This window comes from Chelativorans sp. (assembly GCF_031180965.1).
GTDB lineage: Bacteria > Pseudomonadota > Alphaproteobacteria > Rhizobiales > Rhizobiaceae > Chelativorans.
This window is the reverse complement of the sequence record NZ_JAPSLH010000012.1, coordinates 99361-120184: the sequence shown is the minus strand read 5'-3', so window position 1 is coordinate 120184 and position 20824 is coordinate 99361. Positions and strand designations below refer to the sequence as shown.

Below are 20824 nucleotides of genomic sequence, written 5' to 3'. Positions count from 1 at the left end.
AGCGCCTGCTACGCCTTCTGCAGGAGGTCCTGCATGAAGCTGGCCACATTCGGCCTGAGCGTCTCGTCCTTCAGGGCAAGCGCGATGTTCGCCTTGATGAAGCCTTCCGGCGAGCCGCAGTCGAATGTGCTGCCACGGTAGATATGCGCGTAGAACGGCTGCTCCGCATGGAGGCGCAGCATGGCATCGGTGATCTGGATCTCGCCGCCGGCGCCCGTCTCCTGGTTCTCCAGAAGCGAGAAGATTTCCGGCTGCAGGATATAGCGGCCGTTGATGTAGAAGGGGGACGGCGCGTCCTCCGGCTTCGGCTTTTCCACCATGGATGTGATCTCGAAACCCGTATGCGCGTCCCTGCCGCGCCCGACGATGCCGTATTTGTGCGTCTCGGAGGGATCGCATTCCTCGACGGCCAGCACATTGCCGCCCGTCTCCTCGTAAAGCTCCACCATCTGCTTCATGCAGCCGGGCTCGGACTGCATGATCATGTCCGGCAGGAGCAGCGCGAAGGGCTCGTTGCCGACCAGCTCGCGCGCACACCAGACGGCATGGCCAAGACCCAGGGGAACCTGCTGACGCGTATAGCTCGTCTCGCCCGGCTGCGGCTGCATCGACTTCAGCCGCTCGAGGATCTCGTTTTTCCCGCGCCGCGAAAGCGTGTCATAGAGCTCCACGGCCACATCGAAATGATCTTCGATCGCGGTCTTGTTGCGCCCGGTGACGAATATGAAGTGCTCGATCCCCGCCTCGCGCGCCTCGTCCACCACATACTGGATCACGGGTCTGTCGACGACCGTCAGCATCTCCTTGGGCAGCGCCTTGGTCGCGGGCAGGAACCGGGTGCCCAGGCCTGCAACCGGAAAGACGGCTTTGCGGATCTTCTTCATTCAGGGTCCCCTCAAGATCGCTTGACGTGCGAAAGGCTTCGGACAATGCTGAAATGGGCTGGCGGTTCCTGCACCAAATTCGGCAAGAAAAAAGGTGCCGCCCGGTTGGTGAAGCCGTGGAACGGCTTATATGGTAAACCCTTTCCTAACCGCAACTGGCCATAATTCCGTCCAAAGTGCCGGATGGAGGTTTCGAATGATTGCACAAAAGGCCGTATTCCGCTTCGCCGCGAAGCTTGTTCTGTCCGCCGCCCTCTTGGCGGCCGGGATACAGGCGTCCTCGGCCGACGCCGGATTCAGGCGCTGGGTCGCCGAATTCCGCTCGGTCGCGACCCAGAACGGCATTTCCGGCGCGACCTACGACCGCGCCTTCCGCGGCGTGACGGAGCCCGACCCGGAGGTGCTGGAGAAGGCCCGCTTTCAGCCCGAGTTCCGCAACGAGGCTTGGGAATATTTCGATAACAGGGTCAACGAGAATACGGTCGCGACCGGGCGGCAGATGGCGCGTCAGTGGGGCCCCTGGCTGGACCGCATCGAGCGCCAGTTCGGCGTTGATCGCCACATCCTGCTGGCCATCTGGTCGATCGAGTCGAATTACGGCGCCGCACTCGCCAATGACCGCGTGATGCGCAGCCTCCCACGCTCCCTGGCGACGCTTGCCTATGCCGACTCGCGGCGCGCCAAGTTCGCCCGCACGCAGCTCATCGCGGCGCTGAAAATCCTCGAGCGCGGAGACGTCTCCGAGCGCCACCTCACCAGTTCCTGGGCGGGCGCCATGGGGCACACCCAGTTCATCCCGACGAGCTATCAAGCCTATGCGGTGGATATGGACCGCGACGGGCGGCGCGACATCTGGAACTCGGTGCCCGACGCGCTGGCCTCCGCGGCCAATCTTCTGCGCAAGAATGGCTGGCAGTCGGGCGAGACCTGGGGCTACGAGGTGATGCTGCCGGAAGGCCGCAAATTCCCCGGCGGCTCGATGTCGCTCAGCCGCTGGGCGTCCATCGGCGTCGTGCGCGCCAACGGCAAGGCCTTCCCCTCCCCCGGCCGCAACGCCGAACTCAAGGTGCCGGACGGCCGCGCCGGCCCTGCATTCCTGATGACCAGGAACTTCTTCGTCATCAAACGTTACAACAACTCCGACAAATACGCCCTTGCCGTCGGCCTCCTCGCGGACCAGATAGCCGGCTATGGCGGCCTCGTGCGTGACTGGAACCGCCCGTTCCAGCGCCTCTCCTTCCAGGAGACGCAGGAACTGCAGCAGCGGCTGGGCGCTCTCGGCTATTACGAAGGCGAGATTGACGGCAAGGTCGGCCAGGGGTCGCGCGAGGCGATCAGGGCCTTCCAGTCGCGCATGGGCCTGGCGCAGGACGGCCATCCCAGCAAGGAAGTGCTGAACGTGCTGAGAGGCCGCTGAGGAGAAGAGAATGGCCGCAGGCGGGCAACGGAGAAATCGCTTTCTGCGGCCATGGCTCGCCGTTTTCGGCCTGGCGGTGGTCTCGAGCGTCCTTTCCGTGCTGCCGGATCCCGCTTCCGCCCAGGAGTTGATCCGCCGCCAGACCTTCTTCGATCGCCTGTTTGGCGGCCCGCCCCCGCGCGAAGCCTTGCCGCCTCCGCCCAGGCAGAGGCGGGTCGTGCGGCCCCGCCGCGGGGCGCCGGTCGCGCGCGAGCAGCGCGCGCGCAGAAGCGCTCCGGCCGCGCGGAGCACGCGCCGGGCCGCCGCCGAACCGAAGCCAGCTCCCGTGGTGGAGAAGAGTGAGGACGCGCGTGTTGTCCTGGTGGTCGGCGATTTTCTCGCGAGCGGCCTGGCCGAGGGATTGGAGGCCGCCTATGCCGATGCGCCGGGTGTCCGCGTGGTCGACCGCAGCAACGGCTCCTCCGGCTTTGTGCGCGATGATTACTACGACTGGAACGGCGAAATCGGCGGCATCGTCGAGGAGGTGAAGCCGGCGGTGGTGGTGGTCATGATCGGCTCCAACGACCGGCAGCAGCTAAACGTCAACGGAGAATCCGAACGGCCCCAGACTGAGGCCTGGCGCACCGAATATGCCCGCCGTGCGACGGCTTTTGCAAACAGCGTGAAATCGGCGGGCGTTCCGCTCGTCTGGACAGGCGTGCCGTCCTTCAAATCGCCCAGCATGTCGTCCGACATGCTGGCCTTCAACGATATCTACAAGCAGGCCGCGGAGAGCGCCGGCGGCACCTTTGTGGATATCTGGGAAGGGTTTGTCGACGAGAACGGCGCCTTCCTCTCGACGGGCCCGGATATGAACGGGCAGCCGGTGCGGCTGCGCTCCAGCGATGGCATCAATCTGACCGAGGCGGGCAAGCGCAAGGTCGCCTTCTACGTCGAAAAGCCGGTGAGCAAGATTTTGGGAACGGCTGTTTCGCCGGACAGCGGGCAACCGGGTGTGGCCGCCGCGCCGCAGCCCGGAGTGGCCTCTGCCACACCCCTTGATCTTACACGCACGCAGCCAATCTCGCTTGCCGGCCCGGAACTGGACGGCGGCAGCGAGTTGCTTGGAGGCGCACCGCCGCCGGCGGCTTCGCCCGACCCGGAGCCAAAGCCGAAGCCCGGGCGCGCCGACGATTTCTCGCTGCGCCAGCCCGCGCCGTCGAATGCAGCGGCGGACCGGGAGACGACGACGGCGATCCGGCCGTAAAGCGCCTATCCCGGTAGGACGGTGCTTCCCATCAGGAACTCGTCGATGGCGCGCGCCGCCTGCCTCCCCTCGCGGATCGCCCAGACCACCAGCGATTGGCCGCGCCGCACGTCGCCGGCGGCGAACAGCCTGTCCACGCTCGTCCGGTAGTCGCGATCGTTGGCGACCACATTGGTCGAGTTGCGGCGATCGACGGTGGTGGCGAGCGAACCCTGGAGCTCCTGCGTCACACCGGTTTCCATGGGCCCCGAGAAGCCGATCGCGATGAAGGCGAGGTCAGCCCTGATCACGAATTCCGTGCCGGCGATGGGCTTGCGCTTCTCGTCCACTTGGCAGCATTTGACGCCGGTGAGCTGGCCGTCCTCGCCGATGAACTCAAGTGTCGCGACCTGGAACTCGCGCTCGGCGCCTTCCGCCTGGCTGGAGGAGGTGCGCATCTTCGTCGCCCAGTAGGGCCACACGGTCAGCTTGTCCTCCTTCTCCGGCGGCCTCGGACGGATGTCGAGCTGCGTCACCCGCACTGCACCCTGACGGAAGGCGGTGCCGATGCAGTCCGAAGCCGTATCGCCGCCGCCGACTACGACCACATGCTTGCCGCTGGCGAGGATCGGCTCCGATGCCCAGGCGACGGACTGGGTGTTCTCGCCGCCGATGCGGCGGTTCTGCTGTACGAGATAGGGCATCGCGTCGTAGACGCCGTTGAGCTCGACACCAGGAATGCCCGCCGGGCGCGGTTTTTCCGAGCCGCCGCAATAGAGCACCGCATCATATTCGGCGAGCAGCTCGGCCACGGGCTTGTCCACGCCGACATTGACGCCACAGAAGAAGGTGACACCCTCCCCCTGCATCTGTTCGACGCGACGGTCGACATAGCGCTTCTCGATCTTGAAATCCGGGATCCCGTAGCGCATCAGCCCGCCCGGGCGGCTTTCGCGCTCGTAGACATGCACCTCATGGCCGGCGCGGCCGAGCTGCTGGGCGGCGGCCATGCCCGCCGGCCCCGAGCCGATGACGGCGACGCGCCTGCCCGTCTTCTTCTCCGCCGGCTGGGGGCGCACGAAGCCCAGTTCATAGGCTTTGTCGCCGATCGCCTGCTCGATGGTCTTGATGGTGACCGGCGCGTCTTCGAGATTGAGTGTGCAGGCTTCCTCGCAGGGCGCCGGGCAGATGCGGCCGGTCCACTCAGGGAAATTATTGGTGGAGTGGAGATTGCGGATCGCCTCTTCCCAATCGCCCTGGTAGACGAGGTCGTTCCAGTCTGGGATCTGGTTGTGCACGGGGCAGCCTGTAGGGCCGTGGCAGTACGGGATGCCGCAGTCCATGCATCGGGCGGCCTGTTTGGCGACCTCCTGCTCCGACATCGGGATCGTGAACTCGCGGAAATGCCGGATGCGGTCGGATGCCGGCTGGTACTTGTTCTCCTGCCGGTCGATCTCCAGAAAGCCTGTAACCTTGCCCATGCTCGTTCCTTGTCCTGACGCGGTTGACCGCGTCTTGTTCTTACCGCTTCACTGGAGGCCGCCGCCTGGTGCGCTCGGCTTCCACTCTGTTGGGCCTGCACTCACTCCGCCGCCTCGATACGCCATGGAGCGATATCGTCAGCCGCATATTTGAAAGCGGCGCGGACATCCTCGATCGTGAGACGGGGGTGCTGATCAACGATTTCCAACTCCGAATGGCCTCCAGCAGCCATACGCAGGATATGCTCCACGGTTATGCGCGTACCGCGCACGGTCGGCTTTCCGAACATCACTTCCCGGTCGCATACGATACACGTATTAGTCACCTTCCAACCCATTCAGGCCCGCAACCAGTTTTCAACCCTCAATCCCGGAACCCGGGAAAATTCCTTCACGTTGTCCGTCACCAGCGTCGCATCCACCGCCAGCGCATGCGCCGCGATCAGGAGGTCGTTTGGACCGATAATTTCTCCGCGACGCTCCAATTCCAACCGTATTTCAGCGTAGTGGCTGTCCGCGGGCGGCGCGAAGGGGTCCACGTACAACCGATAGACAACGTTGCCCACTTTGCGCGCCAGTTCGGACGAGCCGCGCTTGCGCACGCCGAACATGAGCTCGGCATGCGCAATTACGCTTGTGAAGACGTTTCCTTCACCGACCGCCTCGAGCTTTTGGGCAGCGCGGCCTTGGGGCTCAATGACGAGATTCGAAATGATATTGGTATCCAGAAGATACTTCATGGAAACTCGACATCATCGAGCGGCGGCAGATGACGGTCATCTTCTATGAAGTCGCCGCCGGTCCATGGCTCAGCGTTCTTCAGATAAGCGACAAGTCCAGCCGTGGCTCCCGTTCTGATCATGATACTGCCGTCTGGAAGCTGCCTCATGACCACAGTATCCGCCGCAAACTCCCATTCTTTGGGAATCCGTACCGCTTTGCTGCGCCCGTTCTGAAACACCCGGACGACCCGCTTTTCGTCGTCGTGCTGATGTACGTTCATGCGCGCCTCCGCTGTCATATGCCTGTAGCATATGACAGCTACCTTCGATTTTCAACCTTACTCCGCGGCGATGCCCATGCGCATGCGCTCCATCTCCTCGAGCGCGCGGCGGTATTCGACCGGCATCACCTTGCGGAATTTCGGCCGGTAGTCCGCCCAATTGTCGAGGATGGTGCGAGCCCGCTCCGAACCCGTATAGCGGTAGTGGTTGGAGATGAGGTGCGCCAAACGCTCCTCGTCGTGCCGCGTCATGTCGCCGGAGACATCCACCCGGCCCATATGCGCCAGGTCGCCACCGTGATGATGCAGCTTTTCGAGGATGTCGTCCTCCTCGGGCACGGGCTCCAGCTCGACCATCGCCATGTTGCAGCGCTCGGCGAAATCCCCCTGCTCGTCGAGCACATAGGCGACGCCGCCGGACATACCCGCAGCGAAGTTGCGGCCGGTCTGGCCGAGCACGACGACGAGGCCGCCGGTCATGTATTCGCAGCCATGGTCGCCCACGCCTTCGACGACGGCGACGGCGCCAGAGTTGCGCACCGCGAAGCGCTCGCCCGCCACGCCACGGAAATAGCATTCGCCCTCGATGGCGCCATAGAGCACCGTATTGCCGACGATGATCGACTTCTCCGGCACGATCTTCGCCTTGTCCGACGGCTTGATGACGATTCGCCCGCCCGAAAGCCCCTTGCCGACATAGTCGTTGGCGTCGCCCTCGAGCTCGAAGGAGATGCCGCGCGATAAGAACGCGCCGAAGGACTGGCCGGCCGTGCCTGTGAAACGCACTGAGATCGTGTCGTCCTTCAGCCCCTTGTGGCGGAAGCGCTTTGCCACCTCGCCCGAGAGCATCGCGCCCGTGGTGCGGTCGGTGTTGCAGATCTCGAACTCGAGCGATACCGGCTCCTTCCTTTCGAGCGCCGGCATGGCCGCGGCAATCAGGTTGCGGTCGAGCACATCGTCGATCGGATGTTTTTGGCGCTCTGTCCAGCGGATCGCGTCTCGCGCAGCCTCAGGCTTGAAGAAGACGCGGGAGAAGTCCAGGCCCTTCGCCTTCCAGTGCTGGATCATCGCCCGTTTTTCGAGCAGGTCCGACTGGCCGACGATCTCGTCAATCCTGCGGAAGCCCATCTCGGCCAGGATTTGCCGCACTTCTTCCGCCACGTAGAAGAAGTAGTTGATGATGTGTTCCGGCGTACCCTTGAAGCGCTTGCGCAGCACGGGATCCTGCGTCGCAACCCCCACCGGGCAGGTATTCAGGTGACACTTGCGCATCATGATGCAGCCGGCCGCGATGAGCGGCGCAGTGGAGAAGCCGAACTCGTCGGCGCCCAGAAGCGCGCCGATGATGACATCGCGCCCGGTGCGCAGCCCGCCGTCCACCTGCAGCGCCACTCTGCTGCGCAGACCGTTCAGCACCAGGGTCTGGTGCGTCTCGGCAAGTCCCATCTCCCAGGGGCTGCCGGCATGCTTGATGGAGGTGAGCGGCGAAGCGCCGGTACCGCCGTCAAAGCCGGCAATGGTAATGTGATCGGCGCGCGCCTTGGCGACGCCCGCGGCCACGGTGCCGACGCCCACCTCGGACACGAGCTTCACCGACACGTCGGCCGCCGGGTTGACGTTCTTCAGGTCGAAGATGAGCTGCGCCAGATCCTCGATCGAATAGATGTCGTGGTGTGGCGGCGGCGAGATGAGGCCGACGCCGGGCGTCGAATGGCGCACCTTGGCGATGGTCGCATCCACCTTGTGGCCGGGCAGCTGCCCGCCCTCGCCCGGCTTGGCTCCCTGCGCCACCTTGATCTGCATCATGTCGGAGTTGACGAGATACTCCGCCGTCACGCCAAAGCGCCCGCTCGCCACCTGCTTGATGGCCGAGCGCTCCGGATTGGCAGAGCCGTCGGGCAGCGGCAGGAAGCGGTCCGATTCCTCGCCGCCTTCGCCGGTGTTCGACTTGCCGCCGATGGCGTTCATGGCGCGCGCCAGCGTGGTATGCGCCTCCCTGGAGATGGAACCGAAGGACATGGCGCCGGTGGAGAAGCGCTTCACGATCTCCGCCGCGGGCTCGACCTCCTCGATCGGCACCGGCTTCCTGCCGGCATCGGCCGCCGTCCTGATATGGAACAGGCCGCGGATTGTCTTGGCCCGGGCAGCCTCGCCATTGATGAGGTTGGAGAACTCCTGATAGGTTTCCCAGGATTTCCTGCGCACGGCGTGCTGCAGCGTGGCGACGGCGTCCGGCGTCCAGACATGGTCCTCGCCGCGCATGCGGTAATTGTATTCGCCGCCCACCTCAAGGGCGGTGCGCAGGACTGGATCGTCGCTGAAGGCGGCCCGGTGGCGCGCCACCGTCTCTTCGGCGATCTCCTCCAGCCCGACGCCCTCGATCGTGGTGGCGGTGCCGGTGAAATAGCGCTGGACGAAATCCGAACGAAGGCCCACCGCGTCGAAGATCTGCGCGCCGCAATAGGACTGATAGGTGGAGATGCCCATCTTGGACATCACCTTGAGGATGCCCTTGCCGATGGACTTTATGTAGCGCTTGACCAGTTCGTTCGCGTCGACCTCTGGCGGGAAATCGCCCTTGGCGTGCATGTCGAGCAGCGTGTCGAAGGCAAGATAGGGGTTGATCGCCTCGGCGCCGTAGCCAGCCAGGCAGCAGAAATGATGGACTTCGCGCGGCTCTCCCGATTCCACGACAAGGCCGACCGAGGTCCTGAGGCCCTTGCGGATCAGGTGGTGATGCACCGCGGCCGTGGCGAGCAGCATGGGGATGGCGATGCGGTCCGGCCCGATCTGTCGGTCGGACAGGATGATGATGTTGTAGCCGCCGGCAACCGCCGCCTCCGCCCGCTCGCAGAGCCGGTCCAGCGCGCCGGCGAGGCCTGCCGCGCCTTCAAGCGAGGAATAGGTGACGTCCAGCGTCTTGGTGTCGAACCGGTCCTCGGTATGGCCGATGGAGCGGATCTTCTCGAGATCGCCATTGGTCAGGATCGGCTGGCGCACCTCAAGCCGCTTGCGGCGTGAATTGCCGACCAGGTCGAAGATGTTCGGCCGCGGGCCGATGAAGGAGACGAGGCTCATCACCAGCTCCTCGCGAATCGGGTCGATCGGCGGGTTGGTGACCTGCGCGAAGTTCTGCTTGAAATAGGTGTAGAGCAGTTTCGGCTTGTCGGACATCGCCGAGATGGGCGTGTCGGTGCCCATGGAGCCGACTCCCTCCTGGCCGGTCGTGGCCATGGGCGGCATCAGGAGGCGCACATCCTCCTGCGTGTAGCCGAAGGCCTGCTGCCGGTCGAGCATCGAGACGTCCTGGCGCAGCGCGCGGGGGGCCACGGGCTTCAGCTCTTCGAGAATGAGCTGCGTGTTGCTCAGCCACTGCTGGAAGGGGTGCTTGGCAGCAAGCTCGGCCTTCAGCTCGTCGTCGGAAACGATGCGCCCCTTCTCAAGGTCGATCAGCAGCATGCGGCCGGGCTGCAGCCTCCACTTTGTGACGACCTTTTCCTCCGGCACCGCGAGCGCGCCGGCTTCCGAGGACAGGATCACGCGATCATCGTCCGTGACGACATAGCGTGCCGGACGCAACCCGTTGCGGTCCAGCGTGGCGCCGATCTGCCGTCCGTCCGTGAAGGCCACGGCGGCCGGACCATCCCATGGCTCCATGAGCGCCGCGTGATACTCGTAGAAGGCCTTACGCTCGGGGCTCATCAGCTTGTTGCCGGCCCAGGCCTCGGGGATGAGCATCATCATGGCATGCGCCAGCGGGTAGCCGCCCTGGTAGAGGAATTCGAGCGCGTTGTCGAAGCAGGCCGTGTCCGACTGGCCCTCGTAGGAAATCGGCCAGAGCTTGGAGATGTCGTTGCCGAACAGCTCTGAATCCACCGAGGCCTGGCGCGCCGCCATCCAGTTCACATTGCCGCGCAGCGTGTTGATCTCGCCGTTATGCGCGACCATGCGGTAGGGATGTGCCAGTTTCCAGGATGGGAAGGTGTTGGTCGAGAAGCGCTGGTGCACCAGCGCCAGCGCGGATTCGAAGCGCGGGTCCTTGAGGTCGCGGTAATAGGCGCCCAGCTGGTAAGCCAGGAACATGCCCTTGTAGACGACCGTGCGCGCCGAAAGCGAGACGATGTAGAAGCCGTTGTCGCGGCCTCCCGTCTCTTCATAGATGCGGCCCGACACCACCTTGCGCAGGATATAGAGCCGCCGTTCGAAATCCTCGTCATCGGCGATCGTCTCGCCGCGCGCGATGAAGACCTGGCGGTGGACCGGTTCGGAGGCGACGATGTTCGGCGCCTCGGAAAGGCAGGAATTATCGACCGGCACGTCGCGGAAGCCGATGAGCTTCTGGCCTTCCGAACGGCAGACATCGGCGATCACTTCCTCGATATGGGCGCGAAGGGCGGGATCCTGCGGCATGAAAAGGACGCCGACGCCATAGTGGCCCGGCTGGGGCAGGTCCACACCCTGCCGTGCCATCTCCTCGCGGAAGAAGCGGTCGGGGATCTGCGCCAGGAGGCCGGCCCCGTCGCCCACCAGCGGGTCCGCACCAACAGCGCCGCGATGGGTGAGGTTTTCCAGCATCTTGAGGCCATCCTCGATGATGCTGTGCGATTTCACCCCTTTCAGATGCGCGACGAAGCCGACGCCGCAGGCATCGTGCTCGCGGCTGGGGTCATAAAGTCCCCGCGCGTCAGGCATGCCACCATGGGCCGTGCGTTTGACGGCCGCGGCCCCAGCCTGCACGGCGGGCAGAAGCCCAGTCGATACAGATGGCGTCAGTTCCGTCATCGCTCGTCCTCCAGTCGTGGCGCCCGTGGGCGCCGTTCAGTTGCGGGCGGCCCCGTAGCGGCGCACCCGGTGGATCGGGTCGGCATTCTTGCGAAATGGCCGGATGAACGCTTGCCCTCTCCCGCGGGCGCGTTCCTTCTCGTGGGCATGCCCGGACCTTGGGTCCTTCGGCACCGCCTTCCGCACATCCTTCCGGACCGCCGCGCCACTATAGCGCATACGACCCTCGCATGCCCGGATAAATAAGACAGCACTCCTGTCCTATTCGCTCATTGCCAGAAAACCGCGCGCGGTACAATACGAAATTGCAAAAATTCCGTGGCTGGCCCGCAATAAAATTGCGCGCGGCGTTCAGCAGCCGCAACTTCCCGACCGGATCCGGCGCTCCACTGGGCCGCTGCGTTTACCTTTTACTTAGCCCTTGAATCTGCGGGGGCAACAAGCGAGGGTGCGCGCAATCAGCGAGGCAGGCATGGCGATCAATTTCGCATCCGACAATTGGGCCGGCGCACACCCGGCCATAGGCGAGGCGCTGGCGCTCCATTCGCGCGGGATTGCCCCCGCCTACGGCACAAGCGAACTCGACCGGCAGGTGGAAAGACGGTTCTGCGAGATCTTCGAGCGCGAGGTGGCGGTTTTCTTCGTCGCGACCGGCACCGCGGCGAATTCCCTTTCCATGGCGATGCTCAACCGGCCGGGCGGAGTGGTCTTCTGCCATGAAAACGCACATATGCGTGAGGACGAGGGCGGCGCGCCGGAATACCTGACGGGTGGCGCCCGGACGCATGGAGTGCGCGGGGTGCTCGGGCAGATTACGCCTGAGACGCTCGACGAGGCGATTAGGCTCTTTCCGGCAGAGTTCGTGCATTCCGGCCAGCCGATGGCGGTCTCCATCACCCAGAGCACGGAAATCGGCACTGTCTATTCCCTCGACGAAATCGGAGCGCTCGCCGAGACCTGCCGCAAGCACCGGCTGCCGCTCCACATGGACGGCGCACGCTTTGCAAACGCGGTCGCCGCACTCGGGACCACTGCCGCCGAGATGACATGGAAGCGCGGGGTGGATATTGTTTCCTTCGGCGCCACCAAGAACGGTTGCTGGTGCGCCGAGGCGATCGTGGTCATGGACCCGGCGAAGGGCCGCGACATGCCCTTCCTGCGCAAGCGCGCGGCGCATCTCTTCTCCAAATCGCGCTTCATCGCCGCACAGTTCGACGCCTATTTCAGCGACGATCTGTGGCTGAGAAACGCAACGCATGCCAACGCCATGGCCGCGCGCCTGGCGACCCATTTGCGCCACGCCCCCGGCGCGCGGCTCGCTTGGGTGCCGCAGGCGAATGAGGTTTTCGCCGTCCTGAAGGAGAGCACGGCGCAGTCCCTTCGGGAAAAAGGTGTCTTCTTCCATCCCTGGAAGGTCCCGCAGGATGCGGAGCTGACGCTCGGGGCCGACGAAGGTCTCTATCGCTTCGTCACCTCATTTGCGACCATGGCGGAGGAAGTGGACGCGTTCGCCGCGATCGTCGGCACGTAGACGGCAATAAAAAAGCGGCGCCCCAAGGCGCCGCTTTGCAATGGCGATGCTTGCGGTCAGGCGGCGTTCCTGGTCGCCTCGATCTGCTTCGCCTCGCCGCTCGAATCGCGCGCGATGGGGATGCGGCGCGGCTTCATCTCCTCGGGGATGTTGCGGGTCAGCTCGATGTGAAGCAGGCCGTCCTTCAGCGTGGCGCCGCTCACCTCTACGTGATCGGCGAGCTGGAAGCGCCGCTCGAAGCTGCGGGAGGCGATGCCGCGATACAGAATTTCGCCGTTCTGGTCGTTCTGCTCGTCGCGCTTTTCGCCCTTGATCGTAAGCACATTGCGGTGCGCCTCAACCGAGATGTCGTCCTCGGAGAAGCCCGCAACCGCCATGGAGATGCGGTAGGCATCGCTGCCCGTGCGCTCGATGTTGTAGGGCGGATAGGTCTGGCCGCCGTCAAGCTGGCCAAGCGAGTCAAGCATGGTGAAGAGCCGGTCGAACCCTACGGTCGATCGGTAGAGGGGAGAAAAATCGACATGACGCATGGTCTGTCCTCCTGTTGAGCAACAAGTTGCGTTTGGCCATCGCCGGAAACCCGATCTCGGCATTTCCTCAGGTGGCCACGGCCCCGTGAGTGGCGGCCGCAGCAATTATCTGGGTATTTTTGACCGCCTGTTCAAGGCGGCGGCCAGCTCGCCCCGGCGCCCCGAGGCTTCAAAATATGAACGCAATCTGAACGCCGCCTTCGCCTGACGTTCAGGGAGCAAGGGCTAGGATGCATGTGACCTTCCGGACCGTATGCATCCGTCCCTTCCATCGGTCCGGAGCAGCCGGAGGCGGCCAAGCCGCCTCCGGTATGCTCTTCCCCGCCAAATCCTTTGCTTTTGCCGAAGCCGGTCTCTATCACCGGACGCAAGCACCGTTCCGCCTGGCCTTATCTGCAATGACCGACCTGCTTCGCGAAATCCCGGAAAACCCCGTGCCCGAGGGCGCCGAGGCCGCCATGATGGTAGCGAAGGACGGCCGCCGCATCCGCTATGCGCGCTTTCCTTCGCGTGGTGATCACGGAACGGTCGTCATCCTGCCGGGCCGCAACGAATGCATCGAAAAGTATTTCGAGAGCGTGCGCGATCTTGCGGCGCGCGGCTTTTCCGCCGCCGCGCTCGATTGGCGAGGCCAGGGCGGCTCCGACCGGCTGCTGCGCGACCCCATGAAGGGTCATGTCAGAAGCTTCAACGACTATGTCTCGGACCTCGACCAATTCTTCCGCGATGTGGTGCTGCCGGATTGCCGCCCGCCTTTTACCGTGCTCGGCCATTCCACCGGCGCGCTGATCGCGCTGCTCGCCACGCCGGATCTCGTCAATCGCGTGCGGCGCATGGTGCTGATCGCGCCCCTGCTGGAAATCCATACGCCGCTGCCCCTGCGCCTCGCAAAAGGGCTTGCCAAAACCCTTTGTGCCTTGGGGCTGGGCCGCATGTATGTTGCCGGGCACGGCAGGCGCGGCAAGGAAGTGCCTTTCCAGCCCAACGCACTGACGAGCGACTTGGCGCGCTACGAGCGCAATCAGGCGCTGGTCCGCGCCTTTCCTGAGCTCTTTGTCGGAGGCCCGACGGCGGCGTGGCTGAACGGCGCCTGGGCGGCGGCAAGAACCGTCTCGGATCCCGATTTCAAGGCGAGCATCCGCCTGCCCATTCTCTTCCTCGCCGCCGGCCGGGATCAAGTCGTCTCCACGCCCATGGTCGAGCGCTACGCGCGGGGCCTGCGCTCCGGTAAAGTCCTCACCATCGACGGCGCGCGGCACGAAATTCTGCAGGAGGCCGACTTCTTCCGTGAGCAGGCGCTTGCCGCCTTCGAGGCCTTCGCCAAGCCGGCCGAGAGCGGGCTGCTTACCCAGGAATCCTCCGGCTACTGAAGTCGCGCCTCAGCCCTGGAGAAATTCGAGCGCTCTCGCATGCAGTTCCGGCGTGGCCGCAGCGATGATGTCGCCGCCTGCCTCCGCCGCCCCGCCCTCCCAGGTGGTGACGAGGCCGCCCGCCTTCTCCACGATGGGGATCAGGGCGACGATGTCATAGGGCTGCAAGCCGCACTCGATGACAAGATCCACATGGCCGGCGGCCAGCATCGCATAGGCATAGCAGTCGGTGCCGTAGCGCGGCAGGCGAACCGCCTCCTCGACGCGATCATAGAGCGCCCGGCGCCGCCCGTCGAAAAGGCCCGGCGTGGTGGTGCAGAGCGTGGCATCCCGCAGGGCGGTCGTCCGCCGCACAGCCAGCCGGCGCGCGCCCCCCGGCCCCTCGTAATAGGCGCCGCTTGCATTGGCATAGTAGAGTTCGCCCGTGAAAGGCTGCGACATCATCCCCGCAACCGCACTCCCATCGATGGTGAGCCCGACGAGCGTTCCCCATAGGGGCAGGCCGGAGATGAAGGCGCGCGTGCCGTCGATCGGGTCGATCACCCAGACATGGCTCCTGTCCCCATTCTCCACTCCGAACTCCTCGCCGACTATTCCGTGGTCGGGAAAGCTTTCCCGGATGAGGCGTCGGATCGCCTGCTCTGCCGCGCGGTCTGCCTCCGTCACCGGGTCGAAGCCCGCCTCGCGCTTGTTGATGATGTCACCACCCTGGCGAAAGCGCGGCAAGGTCTCGGCCGCCGCGGCGGCGGCGACTTGGCGCATGAATTCAGGCGTGGGCTCTTGGAGCATGGCGTTCATGGCTGGGCTATTTTCCGGACTGGAGGAAACAGGATGGCGAGATAACCTGTGGCAAAGGAGCTACAGCTTGAGGTTATCCACTCAATTTTCGGCGCGGAATTAGTATGAAGACTTGACAATTGTGCAGCGCAACATAGAATGTGAGTCGGACAGTTGGTTCTGTCCATGCCCATCTTGGGCGTTTCCTCCCTAGACTTATGACCGTGTCGTGCAAACGATACGGTCTCTTTTTACGAGCGGGCGGCAGAGCTCCGCCGACCGGCTATTCTGCCGCGAGCGGCATTGTGAGGAAGTGCTGCTCCGGGATGATCGTCAGCCCGCGTATGAAGTCCTTGAGGTCGTTGGCCAGCGCCTGGAAGCGCGCCGTGCGCTCGAGTGTGCGCTCGTTCATGTAAAGGCCGCGGTTGATCTCGATCTGCAGCGCGTGCAGGCGCTCCGCGGGCCGGCCATAATGCTCCGTGATGAATCCGCCAGCATAGGGCTTGTTGTGCACGACCGTATAGCCCTTGGCCGTCAGCAGCGACATGGCATAATCGGTGAGCGCCGGCGCCGAGGATGAGCCGAAGCGGTCGCCCAGGATGAAATCGGGCTTCAGCGAGCCATCTCCGACGCGTATGTTCGCTGGCATTGAATGGCAGTCGATCAAGACCGCATAGCCGAATTTCGCCCGCGTTTCCTGCAGCAGCGCGGAAAGGCATGCATGATAGGGCCTGTAGACATGGTCGATGCGCGATATGGCCTCGGCGAGCGGCAGCCGCGCCGAATAGATATCCAGCCCCTCGCCCACCAGCTTCGGGACAGTGCCGAGCCCGCCGGCGACGCGGGGGGAGCGGATATTCGCATAGGGCGGCACCGGCTCGCGGAACATGCGCGGGTCGAGCTCCCACGGCTCGCGGTTGACGTCCAGATAGGCGCGCGGGAAGTTGGCCGAGAGCAGCGGCGCGCCCAAACTCGCGGCGGAGGCGAAGAGTTCATCCACATAGCAGTCTTCCGACCGCCTTATGGTGGCCGGATCGAGCTTGCTCATGGCCAGGAAGCGCGCGGGGTAATATCGGCCGCTGTGAGGGGAGTTGAAGACGAAGGGGAACCGCTGTTCACCCGGCCTTGCGACTTGGAAAGCCGGAATGTCCGAGAAGTCGGCCGCTGCGCCCATCTACTGCCTCATGTCCTGGAAATACTCCCATACGGTTTAAGCAAGCCTGCCATTGGGCGATCCCGCTGTCCAGTGCGACACTCGACCCGCCGGCGTCATTCACTTGATATTTACCTTATCAAAAACATATAGGTTTTGGTGCCTCGGCGGGGCGGGATCTGTTCGGTAGATGTGATGGCACGAATTCTGCTTGCGGAAGACGACGAAGACATGCGGCGTTTCCTCGTCAAGGCGCTGGAGCGCGCCGGCTACGAGGTGGTTGATTTCGACAACGGCGCCGGGGCCTATGAAAGGCTGCGCGAAGAGCCTTTCTCGCTCCTCCTGACCGACATCGTGATGCCGGAGATGGACGGCATCGAGCTTGCGCGGCGGGCAACCGAGATCGACCCGGACCTCAAGGTCATGTTCATCACGGGTTTTGCGGCGGTGGCGCTCAATCCGGATTCCAAGGCCCCGCGCGACGCCAAAGTGCTGTCCAAGCCGTTCCACCTGCGCGAGCTGGTGAACGAGATCGAGAAGCTGCTGCAGGCGGCGTGATCCCGGAGCCCGGCGGCCCGGGAAGCTTTCTATTGACGCGCGCCGGCTCTATGGTCTATGCGGCGCGTCGGATGGGCGTGTAGCTCAGCGGGAGAGCACTACGTTGACATCGTAGGGGTCACAGGTTCAATCCCTGTCACGCCCACCATCCAAGCTCCTTGTTCGATATATAGCTTCTGCCTTTGCGAGGCGGCTGCACGCGTGCCCGGCAGCTTCATGAGCGAGCCCGTGGCCCCTCCGGAATACCGGAGATCAGTTGGGGCGGCGGCGATCAGGGACGGCGGAAGGGCGAGGAAAGGATTGCCCGATCGCGCGCACCAGATCGCGAGCAGCATCCGGATCCAAAGCGATGCTCAACGGCTCGCCGCTCTCGTTCTCGAGAACCACGATGAGCCTTGACTGATCAGCAGCAAAAAAGGCCCGCAAGATATGCGAAACCAGGAATGGTTCGGATTTTTCGGCATCGCTTTCCGTCATCACGAATCCCACCCTCATTGCCAATCACGGCACCGTACACCAGATCAACATGGTTGTAGACCACTGGAGTGCCGACGCTCGCGGCCGTCTCCTGCCCGATGGACTTGCTCGCGCCGGGACGCCTTGGCTAGCCAGGCGATCCGAGCATAGGCGTCCCCGCGGAGCGATTTGCTCCGGATCGACAGGGAACCTCAGGCTCGCCTCGCGGCTTCGTTTCCGAAACGGAGGTGGCGCATGGCGATCGGATCAGGCGCGGTGGTGACCGGATGACCCTTGGCGGCTCGGACGCAGCGACATATCCGCCGCTCGATGTGCCGAAGCCGGTCGCGCCGGGAATCTGGATCGTCGACAGCGGCCCGCTGAAGCTGATGGGCGTGCGGCTCCCCGTTCGAATGACCGTCATGCAGCTCCGCTCGGGTGGGCTCATCCTCCACTCTCCGACGAGATTCGATCCCGCGCTAAGGCAGAAGCTCGAGCAGATCGGCCCGATCGAGCATCTGGTGGCACCAAACAGCGCTCACTGGACCTTCATGAAGGACTGGCAGGACCGCCTGCCCAATGTGCTTGCATGGGCTGCTCCCGGCCTCCGAGAGCGGGCGCAGGTTCGCCGCTCCGGCTTGCGGCTGGACCATGATCTCGGCCCGGAGCCCCCGCAGGTCTGGTCGGAGGAGATCGAGCAGGTGCCCGTCGAGGGTATTGGCGGGTTCACCGAGATCGCATTCTTTCACAAGAGCAGCCGCACATTGGTGCTGACTGACCTGATCGAGAATTTCGAGCCCGGCAAGCTGCCGCTCCTTGCCAAACCTGTTGCCCGCCTTCTCGGCATCGCCGCTCCCGCCGGCAGAGCGCCCATCTATCTGCGCGCCGTCGTGAGGCTGAAGGGGCGCCAGCCCCGAGAGGCAGCGGAGCGCCTGGTGGCGTTCCGCCCAGACCGGGTCATCTTCGCGCATGGAAGCTGGTTCGAGCGGGACGGCACTGCGCGGCTTCGCAACTCCCTCGCATGGCTCCTGCCCTGAGCTTCTGCGAAGTCGGGCTTCCGAACTCCGGTCGGCCCCCTGCACGACTCGGCGTGCTGCTCAGGGTTCGTATTAGCCCCTCCGGCGATCGAGCGCTGTCAAGATCTGGTGCGCCGCCTTTACGCGCGCGGGATTTGGATAATACTTGTTCGCCAGCATCACGACGCCAATACCCTTGCCGGGAATGAACGCGACATAGGCGCCGAAGCCATTCGTCGAGCCGGTCTTGTTGATCAGCATGTCCTTCCGCGGCGGCGCCGGCGGATCCAGTCTCACCGCCTTGTTGGGCTTGCCCGCAATCTCGGGCGAGTTCCCCGCGAGCAGCCGGTCAAGGTCCACCGGGTAGGGGTAGATCTCCCAGCCGAGGCCCTGGGTCATCTCGCCGACCTCGTAATATCCGGTATGGGTCGCGGCGATCGCGCGCTGCAGTGTTTCATCCATGCCTGCGCTGTTCAGGTTCGCTTCGACGAACCGGATCAGGTCGGCCGCGCTCGTCTTCACGCCATAGGCTTCTGAGGCTAGAACGCCCGGCCTCATCCGGATCGGCTTGCCTTTCCTTGAATAGCCGTAGGCGTAGTCACCCATCCGGTCCTGGGGAACCCGGATATATGTGCTGGAGAGGCCGAGCATCGGGAAGAGCTCTCCTTCCATCAGATCATCGAACGGCTCGCCCATGCTTCTTGCGGCCAGATAGCCGAAGAGGCCGATGCTTGGATTGGAGTAGACGCGATAAGTGCCGGCGGCATAGAGGGGACGCCAGTTCTGGTAATAGCCCGCCATCTGCTTTACGTTGCTAACACCGTCCGGAAACTGCAGCGGCAGGCCTCCCGCCGTATAAGTGGCCAGATCGAGAAGGCTGATCCCATCGAAGCTGCTGCCGGCCAGAGCCGGCCAATATTTGCTCGCCTTGTCGGAAAGGGCCAGATCTCCACGCGCGGCGGCATAGGCGGCGAGGGTCGCAGTAAAGGTCTTGCTGATCGAGCCTATCTCAAAGAGCGTGTCTTCGGTGACCCTTTGCCCGCTCTCCTTTGAAGCGACGCCGTAGCTGAAGAAATACCGCTCCCCGCCGGCCGTAATGGCCACGGCCATTCCCGGCACGTTATGCTCTTCCTTGAGGGGGCGGATTGCCTCGTCCACCACGCGCTCAAGGTCACCCTCGTTCAGCCGCTCTCCCTCCGTCTGGGCGTATGCCGGCAAGAAGGCGAGCGTCGCCGCGGCGAACAGGGAAATGGCAAGCGTCCGACGGCGCGATACCACGATCGTCATTCCAATCTCCGTTTTCGAGAGTTTGACTCCTGCGCAACCCGGAATTTCGCCCCTGGAAAGAGGAGTCAATGGCGCCGGTCGCCATCCATCCTTCACACGTCGGGTTCCAACAGGTAGCGCCACTTGTCAAAGGATGGCCGGCGCAGATCGTCGACGCTCATGAAAGCGGAGACTGCCTGCCGAACCTGCTCCGGCGTCTCCGGCTTTGGCTCCAGATTGTCCGGTACGACCACCAGGCCGGTGAACTCCAGCGCGGAAGTCAGGGAAAAGTCCAGCGACAGGGGCTCGCTCTCGCCGTCGATATCAGCCGCGCCGGCAATGGCTGCGCTAAATTTGTTGGCGCCGGCGGCGCGAAGCTGCAGACCGTGCAAGGACACCCGATGATGCTCGTCGAAGAGAAATACCGAGGCCTCCACAAGGTCGCGATCGAGTATTTGCTCAAGACCCATACCGTCGAGATCCCGCCAGCGGCGCAGCGGCCATGTCAGCCACTCGACCGCGAGGGAGCAATCCCATTCCCCCCGTCCCAGCCTAAGGGCTCCAGTTCGATCCGCAGATTCCAGAACAGGTTCCGGTCAAGGCCGGTGAGCCGGTTCTGGAAAAGATGCGCATAAATCTTGCCAACCGTTGGCGTGAGCTTCACGTGGAGCGGTCTGCGCCGGAGCAACTTTTGCAACACCTAGTCTCCGATGCCGTCGGGGAGAAATTCGCTGGCAGACCCTCCTGAGCGGCTACGCCTGCACGAACATCAGCTTCAGGATGGCAAAGATGCACAAGGCGAGAAGCATCCAGCAGAACATCCAGTTGGCCACAAGCAGCAAGGTCTTCAGGCCGTGGCCGTGGACATAGTCCTCGATGACGACATTCATGCCCAGTCGCATATGCACGATGCTGATGACGGCGAACGCCGCCACGGCCGGGGCGACGTAGATCGACCCGAGCCAGCTGACAACCGCCTCGTGCGGCTGTCCGGCAAGGAGGATCAGGATGATCGCCACATAGGGCGTCAACAGCGCAAGAGCGATCGATGTCACTCGCTCCGCGATAAACGCATCCGTGCCGCTCTTGGCCGAGCCGAGGCCGCGCACGCGGGCAAGCGGGGTTCTCATCTGCCGTTCCTCCGGATTGTCGCCGTCCCCGTGTTTCAGAACCGGAGCGGGGAAATCCATTTGCACCGACAGAAGGACGTTGGTCAAGATTCCGGTCGCAGGAGCCATGCACTCCGGCCGCCCCGGCGGAGGCCGAGCAGAGACGGCGGCCGTAGTCCGGATCGCCGCGCCACGAGGGAACATCAAGCGGTCCTGTCTATTAGGCCACACCCCCTGCGCCGGATGCTATCCGGCGGCCTCGATTG

The 20824-nt window shown here is 64.0% G+C and carries 20 protein-coding genes and 1 tRNA gene; 8 read left to right on the top strand and 13 right to left on the bottom strand.

Annotated features, from left to right (window positions below):
- Window positions 1-8 precede the first annotated feature (8 nt).
- Window positions 9-884, bottom strand: a complete 876-nt coding sequence (galU, locus tag RIN79_RS11575; protein WP_309084805.1) for a UTP--glucose-1-phosphate uridylyltransferase GalU — start codon at window positions 882-884, stop codon at window positions 9-11.
- Between the two features lie 196 nt (window positions 885-1080).
- On the opposite strand from galU, the gene RIN79_RS11570 reads away from it, so the two are divergent.
- Both RIN79_RS11570 and RIN79_RS11565 read left to right on the top strand, forming a co-directional pair.
- Window positions 1081-2301, top strand: a complete 1221-nt coding sequence (locus RIN79_RS11570; protein WP_309084804.1) for a lytic murein transglycosylase — start codon at window positions 1081-1083, stop codon at window positions 2299-2301.
- Window positions 2302-2311: 10 nt separating this feature from the next.
- Window positions 2312-3547, top strand: a complete 1236-nt coding sequence (locus tag RIN79_RS11565; RefSeq protein WP_309084803.1) for a DUF459 domain-containing protein — start codon at window positions 2312-2314, stop codon at window positions 3545-3547.
- A gap of 5 nt (window positions 3548-3552) precedes the next feature.
- On the opposite strand, the gene RIN79_RS11560 is transcribed toward RIN79_RS11565, so the two are convergent.
- From RIN79_RS11560 to gltB, 5 genes are all read right to left on the bottom strand, one after another.
- Window positions 3553-5007: a glutamate synthase subunit beta gene (locus tag RIN79_RS11560; RefSeq protein ID WP_309084802.1), complete on the bottom strand. Its 1455-nt coding sequence runs from the start codon at window positions 5005-5007 to the stop codon at window positions 3553-3555.
- A 101-nt stretch (window positions 5008-5108) separates the two neighbouring features.
- Window positions 5109-5345 carry a DUF433 domain-containing protein gene (locus tag RIN79_RS11555; RefSeq protein WP_309084801.1) on the bottom strand — a complete coding sequence of 79 codons (237 nt, stop codon included), beginning with the start codon at window positions 5343-5345 and terminating at the stop codon, window positions 5109-5111.
- A complete protein-coding gene (locus tag RIN79_RS11550; protein ID WP_309084800.1) occupies window positions 5346-5747 on the bottom strand; it encodes a type II toxin-antitoxin system VapC family toxin in 402 nt (133 codons plus the stop codon).
- Window positions 5744-6010 carry an AbrB/MazE/SpoVT family DNA-binding domain-containing protein gene (locus RIN79_RS11545; protein ID WP_309084799.1) on the bottom strand — a complete coding sequence of 89 codons (267 nt, stop codon included), beginning with the start codon at window positions 6008-6010 and terminating at the stop codon, window positions 5744-5746. The genes RIN79_RS11550 and RIN79_RS11545 overlap by 4 nt, the downstream gene beginning before the upstream one ends.
- A 57-nt stretch (window positions 6011-6067) precedes the next feature.
- Complete coding sequence (gene gltB, locus RIN79_RS11540; RefSeq protein WP_309084798.1) at window positions 6068-10792, bottom strand: glutamate synthase large subunit; 4725 nt, start codon at window positions 10790-10792, stop codon at window positions 6068-6070.
- A gap of 472 nt (window positions 10793-11264) precedes the next feature.
- Here gltB and RIN79_RS11535 point away from each other — a divergent pair, with 472 nt between their 5' ends.
- Entirely contained in the window at window positions 11265-12323 is a 1059-nt protein-coding gene (locus RIN79_RS11535) for a threonine aldolase family protein (RefSeq protein WP_375165920.1), read from the top strand.
- Between the two features lie 56 nt (window positions 12324-12379).
- Here the strand turns inward: RIN79_RS11535 and RIN79_RS11530 are convergent, their stop codons facing one another.
- A complete protein-coding gene (locus RIN79_RS11530) occupies window positions 12380-12853 on the bottom strand; it encodes an Hsp20 family protein (RefSeq protein WP_309084797.1) in 474 nt (157 codons plus the stop codon).
- Between RIN79_RS11530 and RIN79_RS11525 the strand changes: the two genes are divergently transcribed.
- Both RIN79_RS11525 and RIN79_RS11520 read left to right on the top strand, forming a co-directional pair.
- On the top strand, window positions 12852-13061 hold the full coding sequence (locus tag RIN79_RS11525; protein WP_309084796.1) for a hypothetical protein: 210 nt from the start codon (window positions 12852-12854) through the stop codon (window positions 13059-13061). The genes RIN79_RS11530 and RIN79_RS11525 overlap by 2 nt on opposite strands.
- Window positions 13062-13251: 190 nt before the next feature.
- Window positions 13252-14223 (top strand): alpha/beta hydrolase, encoded by a 972-nt coding sequence (locus RIN79_RS11520; protein ID WP_309084795.1) that lies wholly within the window; start codon window positions 13252-13254, stop codon window positions 14221-14223.
- Between the two features lie 9 nt (window positions 14224-14232).
- Here the strand turns inward: RIN79_RS11520 and hisN are convergent, their stop codons facing one another.
- Both hisN and RIN79_RS11510 read right to left on the bottom strand, forming a co-directional pair.
- Window positions 14233-15021: a histidinol-phosphatase gene (gene hisN / locus RIN79_RS11515; RefSeq protein ID WP_375165919.1), complete on the bottom strand. Its 789-nt coding sequence runs from the start codon at window positions 15019-15021 to the stop codon at window positions 14233-14235.
- A 262-nt stretch (window positions 15022-15283) separates the two neighbouring features.
- Entirely contained in the window at window positions 15284-16174 is an 891-nt protein-coding gene (locus RIN79_RS11510; RefSeq protein WP_309084794.1) for an N-formylglutamate amidohydrolase, read from the bottom strand.
- A gap of 174 nt (window positions 16175-16348) precedes the next feature.
- Here RIN79_RS11510 and cpdR point away from each other — a divergent pair, with 174 nt between their 5' ends.
- Window positions 16349-16711 (top strand): cell cycle two-component system response regulator CpdR, encoded by a 363-nt coding sequence (gene cpdR / locus RIN79_RS11505; RefSeq protein ID WP_309084793.1) that lies wholly within the window; start codon window positions 16349-16351, stop codon window positions 16709-16711.
- A gap of 73 nt (window positions 16712-16784) precedes the next feature.
- Window positions 16785-16859: transfer RNA gene (locus tag RIN79_RS11500), tRNA-Val, on the top strand.
- 104 nt (window positions 16860-16963) lie between these two features.
- Here the strand turns inward: RIN79_RS11500 and RIN79_RS11495 are convergent.
- Window positions 16964-17188 (bottom strand): hypothetical protein, encoded by a 225-nt coding sequence (locus tag RIN79_RS11495; RefSeq protein WP_309084792.1) that lies wholly within the window; start codon window positions 17186-17188, stop codon window positions 16964-16966.
- 266 nt (window positions 17189-17454) lie between these two features.
- Between RIN79_RS11495 and RIN79_RS11490 the strand changes: the two genes are divergently transcribed.
- The gene (locus RIN79_RS11490; RefSeq protein ID WP_309084791.1) at window positions 17455-18204 is read left to right on the top strand and encodes a DUF4336 domain-containing protein; all 750 of its coding nucleotides are present in this window, start codon (window positions 17455-17457) and stop codon (window positions 18202-18204) included.
- 72 nt (window positions 18205-18276) lie between these two features.
- Here RIN79_RS11490 and ampC read toward each other — a convergent pair whose 3' ends face one another.
- The 3 genes from ampC to sdhD all read right to left on the bottom strand — a co-directional run bounded on the left by ampC (window position 18277) and on the right by sdhD (window position 20666).
- Window positions 18277-19470 carry a class C beta-lactamase gene (gene ampC, locus RIN79_RS11485; protein WP_309084790.1) on the bottom strand — a complete coding sequence of 398 codons (1194 nt, stop codon included), beginning with the start codon at window positions 19468-19470 and terminating at the stop codon, window positions 18277-18279.
- 92 nt (window positions 19471-19562) lie between these two features.
- On the bottom strand, window positions 19563-19919 hold the full coding sequence (locus RIN79_RS11480) for a hypothetical protein (protein WP_309084789.1): 357 nt from the start codon (window positions 19917-19919) through the stop codon (window positions 19563-19565).
- 282 nt (window positions 19920-20201) lie between these two features.
- Entirely contained in the window at window positions 20202-20666 is a 465-nt protein-coding gene (gene sdhD, locus RIN79_RS11475) for a succinate dehydrogenase, hydrophobic membrane anchor protein (RefSeq protein WP_309084788.1), read from the bottom strand.
- Between the last annotated feature and the right edge of the window lie 158 nt (window positions 20667-20824).

Excerpts from the sequence above, each read along its gene's own strand:
- gltB (WP_309084798.1), bottom strand. The coding sequence starts at position 10,792 with ATGACGGAACTGACGCCATCTGTATCGACTGGGCTTCTGCCCGCCGTG.
- RIN79_RS11535 (WP_375165920.1), top strand. The coding sequence starts at position 11,265 with ATGGCGATCAATTTCGCATCCGACAATTGGGCCGGCGCACACCCGGCC.
- RIN79_RS11550 (WP_309084800.1), bottom strand. The coding sequence starts at position 5,747 with ATGAAGTATCTTCTGGATACCAATATCATTTCGAATCTCGTCATTGAG.
- RIN79_RS11555 (WP_309084801.1), bottom strand. The coding sequence starts at position 5,345 with ATGGGTTGGAAGGTGACTAATACGTGTATCGTATGCGACCGGGAAGTG.
- RIN79_RS11545 (WP_309084799.1), bottom strand. The coding sequence starts at position 6,010 with ATGAACGTACATCAGCACGACGACGAAAAGCGGGTCGTCCGGGTGTTT.
- RIN79_RS11530 (WP_309084797.1), bottom strand. The coding sequence starts at position 12,853 with ATGCGTCATGTCGATTTTTCTCCCCTCTACCGATCGACCGTAGGGTTC.
- cpdR (WP_309084793.1), top strand. The coding sequence starts at position 16,349 with ATGGCACGAATTCTGCTTGCGGAAGACGACGAAGACATGCGGCGTTTC.
- RIN79_RS11510 (WP_309084794.1), bottom strand. The coding sequence starts at position 16,174 with ATGGGCGCAGCGGCCGACTTCTCGGACATTCCGGCTTTCCAAGTCGCA.
- RIN79_RS11520 (WP_309084795.1), top strand. The coding sequence starts at position 13,252 with ATGACCGACCTGCTTCGCGAAATCCCGGAAAACCCCGTGCCCGAGGGC.
- RIN79_RS11565 (WP_309084803.1), top strand. The coding sequence starts at position 2,312 with ATGGCCGCAGGCGGGCAACGGAGAAATCGCTTTCTGCGGCCATGGCTC.
- RIN79_RS11570 (WP_309084804.1), top strand. The coding sequence starts at position 1,081 with ATGATTGCACAAAAGGCCGTATTCCGCTTCGCCGCGAAGCTTGTTCTG.
- RIN79_RS11490 (WP_309084791.1), top strand. The coding sequence starts at position 17,455 with ATGACCCTTGGCGGCTCGGACGCAGCGACATATCCGCCGCTCGATGTG.
- galU (WP_309084805.1), bottom strand. The coding sequence starts at position 884 with ATGAAGAAGATCCGCAAAGCCGTCTTTCCGGTTGCAGGCCTGGGCACC.
- RIN79_RS11560 (WP_309084802.1), bottom strand. The coding sequence starts at position 5,007 with ATGGGCAAGGTTACAGGCTTTCTGGAGATCGACCGGCAGGAGAACAAG.
- RIN79_RS11495 (WP_309084792.1), bottom strand. The coding sequence starts at position 17,188 with ATGACGGAAAGCGATGCCGAAAAATCCGAACCATTCCTGGTTTCGCAT.
- ampC (WP_309084790.1), bottom strand. The coding sequence starts at position 19,470 with ATGACGATCGTGGTATCGCGCCGTCGGACGCTTGCCATTTCCCTGTTC.
- hisN (WP_375165919.1), bottom strand. The coding sequence starts at position 15,021 with ATGAACGCCATGCTCCAAGAGCCCACGCCTGAATTCATGCGCCAAGTC.
- RIN79_RS11480 (WP_309084789.1), bottom strand. The coding sequence starts at position 19,919 with ATGGGTCTTGAGCAAATACTCGATCGCGACCTTGTGGAGGCCTCGGTA.
- RIN79_RS11525 (WP_309084796.1), top strand. The coding sequence starts at position 12,852 with ATGGTCTGTCCTCCTGTTGAGCAACAAGTTGCGTTTGGCCATCGCCGG.